The organism is Pseudomonas coronafaciens pv. oryzae str. 1_6, assembly GCF_000156995.2.
Classification (GTDB): Bacteria; Pseudomonadota; Gammaproteobacteria; order Pseudomonadales; family Pseudomonadaceae; genus Aquipseudomonas; species Aquipseudomonas tremae.
On sequence record NZ_CP046035.1, the window covers coordinates 5,397,744 to 5,405,000 of the forward strand.

At 55.9% G+C, this 7,257-nt stretch carries 3 protein-coding genes and 3 rRNA genes (1 of these 6 cut by a window edge); 3 read left to right on the top strand and 3 right to left on the bottom strand.

The window, feature by feature from the left end; genetic code table 11:
- The first annotated feature begins 8 nt into the window (after positions 1-8).
- Genes POR16_RS24620 through POR16_RS24630 form a run of 3 tightly spaced genes read left to right on the top strand, consistent with a single transcriptional unit; the run spans position 9 to position 4,908 of the window.
- Complete coding sequence (locus POR16_RS24620) at positions 9-956, top strand: diiron oxygenase (RefSeq protein WP_005895843.1); 948 nt, start codon at positions 9-11, stop codon at positions 954-956.
- On the top strand, positions 953-4,396 hold the full coding sequence (locus tag POR16_RS24625) for a non-ribosomal peptide synthetase (RefSeq protein ID WP_005895841.1): 3,444 nt from the start codon (positions 953-955) through the stop codon (positions 4,394-4,396). The genes POR16_RS24620 and POR16_RS24625 overlap by 4 nt, the downstream gene beginning before the upstream one ends.
- A gap of 35 nt (positions 4,397-4,431) precedes the next feature.
- The gene (locus POR16_RS24630) at positions 4,432-4,908 is read left to right on the top strand and encodes an SRPBCC family protein (protein WP_005895839.1); all 477 of its coding nucleotides are present in this window, start codon (positions 4,432-4,434) and stop codon (positions 4,906-4,908) included.
- A 106-nt stretch (positions 4,909-5,014) separates the two neighbouring features.
- Here the strand turns inward: POR16_RS24630 and rrf (POR16_RS24635) are convergent.
- The 3 genes from rrf (POR16_RS24635) to POR16_RS24645 form a co-directional block, all read right to left on the bottom strand.
- Positions 5,015-5,130, bottom strand: a 5S ribosomal RNA gene (rrf, locus tag POR16_RS24635).
- 107 nt (positions 5,131-5,237) lie between these two features.
- Positions 5,238-5,353: ribosomal RNA gene (gene rrf, locus POR16_RS24640) — 5S ribosomal RNA — on the bottom strand.
- A 157-nt stretch (positions 5,354-5,510) separates the two neighbouring features.
- A 23S ribosomal RNA gene (locus POR16_RS24645) occupies positions 5,511-7,257 on the bottom strand (it continues 1,147 nt past the right edge of the window).

The window sequence follows — 7,257 nt, forward strand, 5'->3', positions numbered from 1 at the left end:
AAGTCATCATGAGAGCAGAAGACTACACGTCGTTCATCGATGCGTGGGAAAGCCGCGCGACCATTCGTACCCGCCCACGCAGAATTGTCGAAAACGATGAAAAACTGATCTATCCCCTCAGCCGCCAACCGTTGGTGCTCAGCGACACATTTAGCCGGGAGTGCGCGCATTTGCGCGATTACGCGCTGGTGCAAAGTCTCTACAAGTTCATCAACGATGTGGTGATCTTTGAAACAGAGATCGTCGACAAAACGGCGCGCAGCATCGCCAAGGACAACTTCACCATCCGCTTTCCGTTTGCCTGCCGCTATGACGCGATGACGGTGGTAGTCGATGAGGATTATCACGCATTGGTGGCGATGGACTTCATGCAGCAAACCATCGCCCTGACTGGCATCAAGCCCATTCGGCTGCCTGAAGAGATCGAGCTCAGCCGTGCCATTCCCGCAGCCCTCGCCCTGGCTCCGGAGCATCTGCGCAGTGCGGTGGAGCTGATCTGCGTCGCCATTGCGGAAAATACCGTCACCAACGACGTAGCAGCGTTCGCCAAGGACGACTCGGTCAAACAGTCGATCAAGGGCCTGATGGCGGATCACTTGCTGGACGAGGGAAGGCACTCGGGGTTCTGGGCGCGGCTGGTGCGTATTTACTGGCACACGGCGGCCGAACAGGACCGTGAGTGTATCGCCCTCATCATGCCGGTGTTCATTGCTCAATATTTGACCAATGATATTCAGAGCGGCTTCGATTTCGCTCTAATTGATCACCTCGAAGTGCCTGAGCCGGTCAAACAAGCTCTCAGGGCTGAAACAACGGCGATGGATTTCCCGGTCAATCGCCATCACCCGCTGGTCGGCAACATCGTGCGCTTCTTCAAGAGCAGTTCGATGCTGGAAGATCCTTGCGTGCAGCGTGCGCTTGCGGACTACCTCCCTGCCCAGAGCACGGTGCAATGAAGCGCCTGGAGATTGTGCTCATCGGTCATAGCTCGACCCTGAGCGAACTGCATGCCGAGCTGCTGAATCATGGTCATGGCGTGCGTCATCTGCCTGACCGGTACGCGCTGCCGGGCTTATCGATATCTGACGCATCGATCCTGATCAACGATGGCAGCCTGACGTCGGATGAGGCTCCGCAAAGCGATGACAGGCCTGTGCAGCTTAGCCTCAGAGTCGGGTTCAGCCGGCCTCGGGAACACGCGCAACCTCGACTGGAGCTGTTGTGTTGGGAAGGCCCTGCTGACGCCAGACGATTGATTGCTTGCGAGTGCCTGCCGGTCGAGCCGTCCGGTAACGGGCGCATGCTGCGTGATGAAGCGGTGGCAAGAATGGTGGACCTGGCGGCACTGCAGGTCAGCCGCTTTTCCAGAGACGAAAATTACTTCAACACCCTGCCGACTGCGCAACTTGCCTCATATGCACGGCAGGAGGATTTGCAGGCAGTGGATCAGTTGCTGTTCGAGCATCGCCTGAATCAAACGGCGCAGCCGCACTTGTTGAAACTCGCCGAAACCCCGGTCAACGTGCGGCTGGAACAGGCATTGCGGAGGTTTGCTGAACGCCCTGCACTGTCGATTCAGAATCAGACGTTCAGCTATCGAGAGCTGCATGCGCAGAGCGTCGCCATCCAACGCATTTTGCTGCCGGCGCTCGTGCCTGCTACTGCCGATACACCCCCGGTCATCGGCATTTGTCTGCCCAAGTCACCTGAACTGTACGCAGGCATCCTGGCCATTCTTGCCTGCGGTGCGGTTTACCTTCCGCTTGATCCTGGTCAGCCCCTGCAACGGCAGCAGTACATCCTGGAAAATTCGGGTGCGATGCTGTTGCTGCACGATGGCTCGCATCCGCTGGCGGCGGCTGAATTTCCTGCGCTGAACATCAGTGCCCTCAGCCTGGCCGATGTGGCTTCGACGCCGAAAGTCGTCCGGCCGGGTCCGGATACCCCGTGTATGGCGCTGTACACCTCAGGCACCACCGGGCAACCGAAAGGCGTATTGCTCAGCCAACGCAACCTCAGCCATTTCACTGCCTGGTATGCCGAGTACGTGAGCCTGAGCGAGCACAGCCGGGTGCTGCAATTTTCGACGCTGAGCTTTGATTCGTCGGTCATCGATATCTTCCCTGCCTGGCTGAGTGGCGCCGAACTGGTGGTGCCGAATGAAGATCAGCGCCGCGATCCGTCACAACTGATGGAGGTACTGCAGGCAGGCATCACTCACGCGTTTCTGCCGCCGGCGCTGCTGAGCATCCTGCCGCTGGATCAGCCGCTGGGGCTTGAGCATGTGGTGACTGGCGGAGACGTCTGTGAACCGCACGTTATCGAGCAGCTCAGCGGGCAGTGTCGTTTCCACAATCTGTACGGCCCGACTGAAGCCACAGTATTGGTCACGGCCTGTGAGTTCGGGTCTTCCAGCAGCAATCGGCAACTGGGGAGACCGATTGCCAACAGCCAGGTGTGGATTCTCGACGAGCAGTTGCAGCCTGTCGCCGAGCAGACTCAGGGTGAGCTGTACATCGTGGGGCCGGGTGTGTGTCTGGGTTACGTGAACAACCCCGAGCTTACAGCCGAGCGCTATGTGTGGCTTACGCTGCCGGACGGGCAACAGTTACGCGCCTATCGTACCGGCGATATCGCCAGGTGGACGGCAGACGGCATCGCTTTGGTTGGCCGCCGTGACAATCAGGTGAAAATCCGCGGCTTTCGGGTCGAGCCCGAAGAGATAGAACATTGTCTGCGCGCCAGTCAGTTGTACAGGCAAGTCGCGGTCGTGGTCGACGGTCAGCGTCGAATTCTGGCGTTTCTCGCGCAACCCTACGCTGCGCACGATGAACAGGCGTTGAGAGCACATGTGCAACGCCTGCTGCCGGAGTATATGCACCCGGCTGCGTACACCCTGTTGCCCGGCATGCCGTTCTCCGCCAACGGTAAGGTCGATCGCAAGGCACTGCTGGAAATACCGCTGAGTTTTACAGAGCAGCACCGCCTTCGCCTGCCTGCCAGCGAGCAGGAACAGACGCTGGTGGATTTATGGGCCGAGCTGTTGGAGTTGCCGCCGGGTGATATCTCGACGGACGAGAGCTTTTTCAATCTGGGCGGCCATTCGATTCTGCTCTCACGCTTGTTGCTCGGGGTTCGTGAGCGGTTCGGGCGCAGTATCCCGATCAACCGCTTTATTGAAGCACCGACTGTACTGACACTGGCCAGCCTGCTAGCCAGCGACGGTGCGTCAGCCCACACAGTGAGCCCTCAGGCGCTGGAGGATGCAAACAGGAGCATCACCCTGGCGGCATTGCCTGTCAGCAAGCTGGGCGATGTTCATAAAGTGATCGTTACCGGTGCCAACGGCTTTCTCGGTGTGCATATCGTCGAAGCGCTGTTGAATTGGGGGGCGACTGAAATCGCCTGCCTGGTGCGTGAGGCTCCGGGGCAAAACGCGCAGCAGCGCTTTGAGCATTCACTCCGGGAAAACCGGCTGGAACACCTGGACCTGAGCCGTGTGCGCGTTTACGCAGCGGATATCACGCTGCCCGAACTGGGCCTCAGTGAGGAGGTGTATGAACGACTGGACCGTGAGTTCGGGGCGCTGATACACAACGCAGCCAATGTAAACCATGTTCAGGACTATGAAGCACTGGCCAGAGACAACGTCGCCCCCATATTCGAGTGCCTGAAGCTGTGTGAAGGACGCAGCAAGAAGATCTTCAACTTCGTTTCGACGTTGTCCGCATCGAGTGCTGTCGATGCGACCGGCAAGGTGCTTGAGCAGCCTGCAGCCGATACACCGCCGATCTACATCAAGAACGGCTACAACCTTTCGAAATGGGTGGCTGAGCGGCTCCTGCAGCGTGCCAAGGATCAAGGCGCGTGGGTAAACATCTTTAGACCCGGGAACATCGCCTTCAACAGCAGCACCGGTGTATGCCAGCCACAGAAGAACCGTTTGATGCTGATGCTCAAGGGCTCTTTGCAGCTGGGCCAGGTCCCGGCGTTCGACATCCATTTCGATCTGATGCCGGTGGACTTTCTGGCGCGGTTCATCAGTTTCCATGCCAGTCGCCATGAGCCCGAATGTGCTGTCTTCAACTTGCATAACCCCGAGCCCTTGAGCTGGAGCTGTTACGTGGAAGCCTTCCGCGAAGCGGGGCGCTCATACGAGTTGGTCAGCGTAGCGCAGTGGCAGGCCCAGCTCAGCAGAGTCGACAGTCAGAACGCGTTATTTGGCGTGCTGGGTTTTTACCTCGACGGCTTTGAAGAGGACATCGGCGACATTTCGATGATCGAGTATCAGAACGCCTTGAAAGGCATCCGCCTCATGGGCGAGCGCTACCCACGGAAGACCCCGACACTGCTGCGCAGGGGTTGCGATTACCTGAAAGAAATCAACTTCATCTGAGCAATAGCACCCTGACGTAATAAATGGAGAACGACATGCATACATTTCACAGCCATCTGAAGCCGGACACCCTGATCAAAAACCCACACATATGCCGCGTGGTATGCGCAGTGAATGTCGCTGGCGATGCGCATGACGTATGGGCAATCGTGGGTAATTTCGGCGGGTTTCAAGCATTCATAACGGCGCTGGACAGTACCGAGGTTACGGGCGCAGGAGCAGGCTCGGTTCGCAGGAAGCTGTTCAAGGATGGCAATGTGGCCATTGAGCAGTTGAACACTCGTGATGATGATGCGATGTACATGACCTGGTCGCTGATCCACACCAGTCTGCCGGTCAGCAATCTATGGGCGGCAATGACTGTTGAGGCTGATGGTGAAAAAACATGCGTGGCGAGTTGGACGATTATTGCCGATCCTGTTCAGGGGGGGCCAGAGGGCGAAGCCTTTCAAGAGTTTCTCCAGGGCTTTGCTGAAGGGGCAATGGGCAACGTGCGCAATCTGTTTGCCTGAAAACAGGCCTCTAAGCAGGAAGGCCGGAATGGCTTCTCAGGCTTAGTGCTGGCCCATAACGACAAAACCCCTCATCGCGTGAGCGATGAGGGGTTTCGGAATTCAATCTTGACGATGACCTACTCTCACATGGGGAAACCCCACACTACCATCGGCGATACATCGTTTCACTACTGAGTTCGGGATGGGATCAGGTGGTTCCAATGCTCTATTGTCGTCAAGAAATTCTGTTACTGACCCGTTATCAGGTAACGTTCCAGCGAATTTTGGTGACTTCTACTTAAACAAAAACCCTCAACGCGTAAGCGATGAGGGTTTCTGGAATTCAATCTTGACGATGACCTACTCTCACATGGGGAAACCCCACACTACCATCGGCGATACATCGTTTCACTACTGAGTTCGGGATGGGATCAGGTGGTTCCAATGCTCTATGGTCGTCAAGAAATTCGGGTACCGAGTCGTGCCATACGGCGCGCTTCAGCAAATCGGGTATGTGACAGTCAGTTATTCAGGTGTCGCTTGTGACGCAAACTTTCGGTTCGTGTCATCTTCACAGTCACCGCAATCTGGTCATTCGACGCAAATTGCTTGGGTGTTATATGGTCAAGCCTCACGGGCAATTAGTATTGGTTAGCTCAACGCCTCACAGCGCTTACACACCCAACCTATCAACGTCGTAGTCTTCGACGGCCCTTCAGGGAACTCAAGGTTCCAGTGAGATCTCATCTTGAGGCAAGTTTCCCGCTTAGATGCTTTCAGCGGTTATCTTTTCCGAACATAGCTACCCGGCAATGCCACTGGCGTGACAACCGGAACACCAGAGGTTCGTCCACTCCGGTCCTCTCGTACTAGGAGCAGCCCCTCTCAAATCTCAAACGTCCACGGCAGATAGGGACCGAACTGTCTCACGACGTTCTAAACCCAGCTCGCGTACCACTTTAAATGGCGAACAGCCATACCCTTGGGACCGGCTTCAGCCCCAGGATGTGATGAGCCGACATCGAGGTGCCAAACACCGCCGTCGATATGAACTCTTGGGCGGTATCAGCCTGTTATCCCCGGAGTACCTTTTATCCGTTGAGCGATGGCCCTTCCATACAGAACCACCGGATCACTAAGACCTACTTTCGTACCTGCTCGACGTGTCTGTCTCGCAGTCAAGCGCGCTTTTGCCTTTATACTCTACGACCGATTTCCGACCGGTCTGAGCGCACCTTCGTACTCCTCCGTTACTCTTTAGGAGGAGACCGCCCCAGTCAAACTACCCACCATACACTGTCCTCGATCCGGATAACGGACCTGAGTTAGAACCTCAAAGTTGCCAGGGTGGTATTTCAAGGTTGGCTCCACGCGAACTGGCGTCCACGCTTCAAAGCCTCCCACCTATCCTACACAAGCAAATTCAAAGTCCAGTGCAAAGCTATAGTAAAGGTTCACGGGGTCTTTCCGTCTAGCCGCGGATACACTGCATCTTCACAGCGATTTCAATTTCACTGAGTCTCGGGTGGAGACAGCGCCGCCATCGTTACGCCATTCGTGCAGGTCGGAACTTACCCGACAAGGAATTTCGCTACCTTAGGACCGTTATAGTTACGGCCGCCGTTTACCGGGGCTTCGATCAAGAGCTTCGCTTGCGCTAACCCCATCAATTAACCTTCCGGCACCGGGCAGGCGTCACACCCTATACGTCCACTTTCGTGTTTGCAGAGTGCTGTGTTTTTAATAAACAGTCGCAGCGGCCTGGTATCTTCGACCGGCGTGGGCTTACGCAGTAAATGCTTCACCCTCACCGGCGCACCTTCTCCCGAAGTTACGGTGCCATTTTGCCTAGTTCCTTCACCCGAGTTCTCTCAAGCGCCTTGGTATTCTCTACCCAACCACCTGTGTCGGTTTGGGGTACGGTTCCTGGTTACCTGAAGCTTAGAAGCTTTTCTTGGAAGCATGGCATCAACCACTTCGTGTTCTAAAAGAACACTCGTCATCAGCTCTCGGCCTTAAGATCCCGGATTTACCTAAGATCTCAGCCTACCACCTTAAACCTGGACAACCAACGCCAGGCTGGCCTAGCCTTCTCCGTCCCTCCATCGCAATAACCAGAAGTACAGGAATATTAACCTGTTTTCCATCGACTACGCTTTTCAGCCTCGCCTTAGGGACCGACTAACCCTGCGTCGATTAACGTTGCGCAGGAAACCTTGGTCTTTCGGCGTGGGTGTTTTTCACACCCATTGTCGTTACTCATGTCAGCATTCGCACTTCTGATACCTCCAGCAAGCTTCTCAACTCACCTTCACAGGCTTACAGAACGCTCCTCTACCGCATCATCAAAAGATGATACCCGTAGCT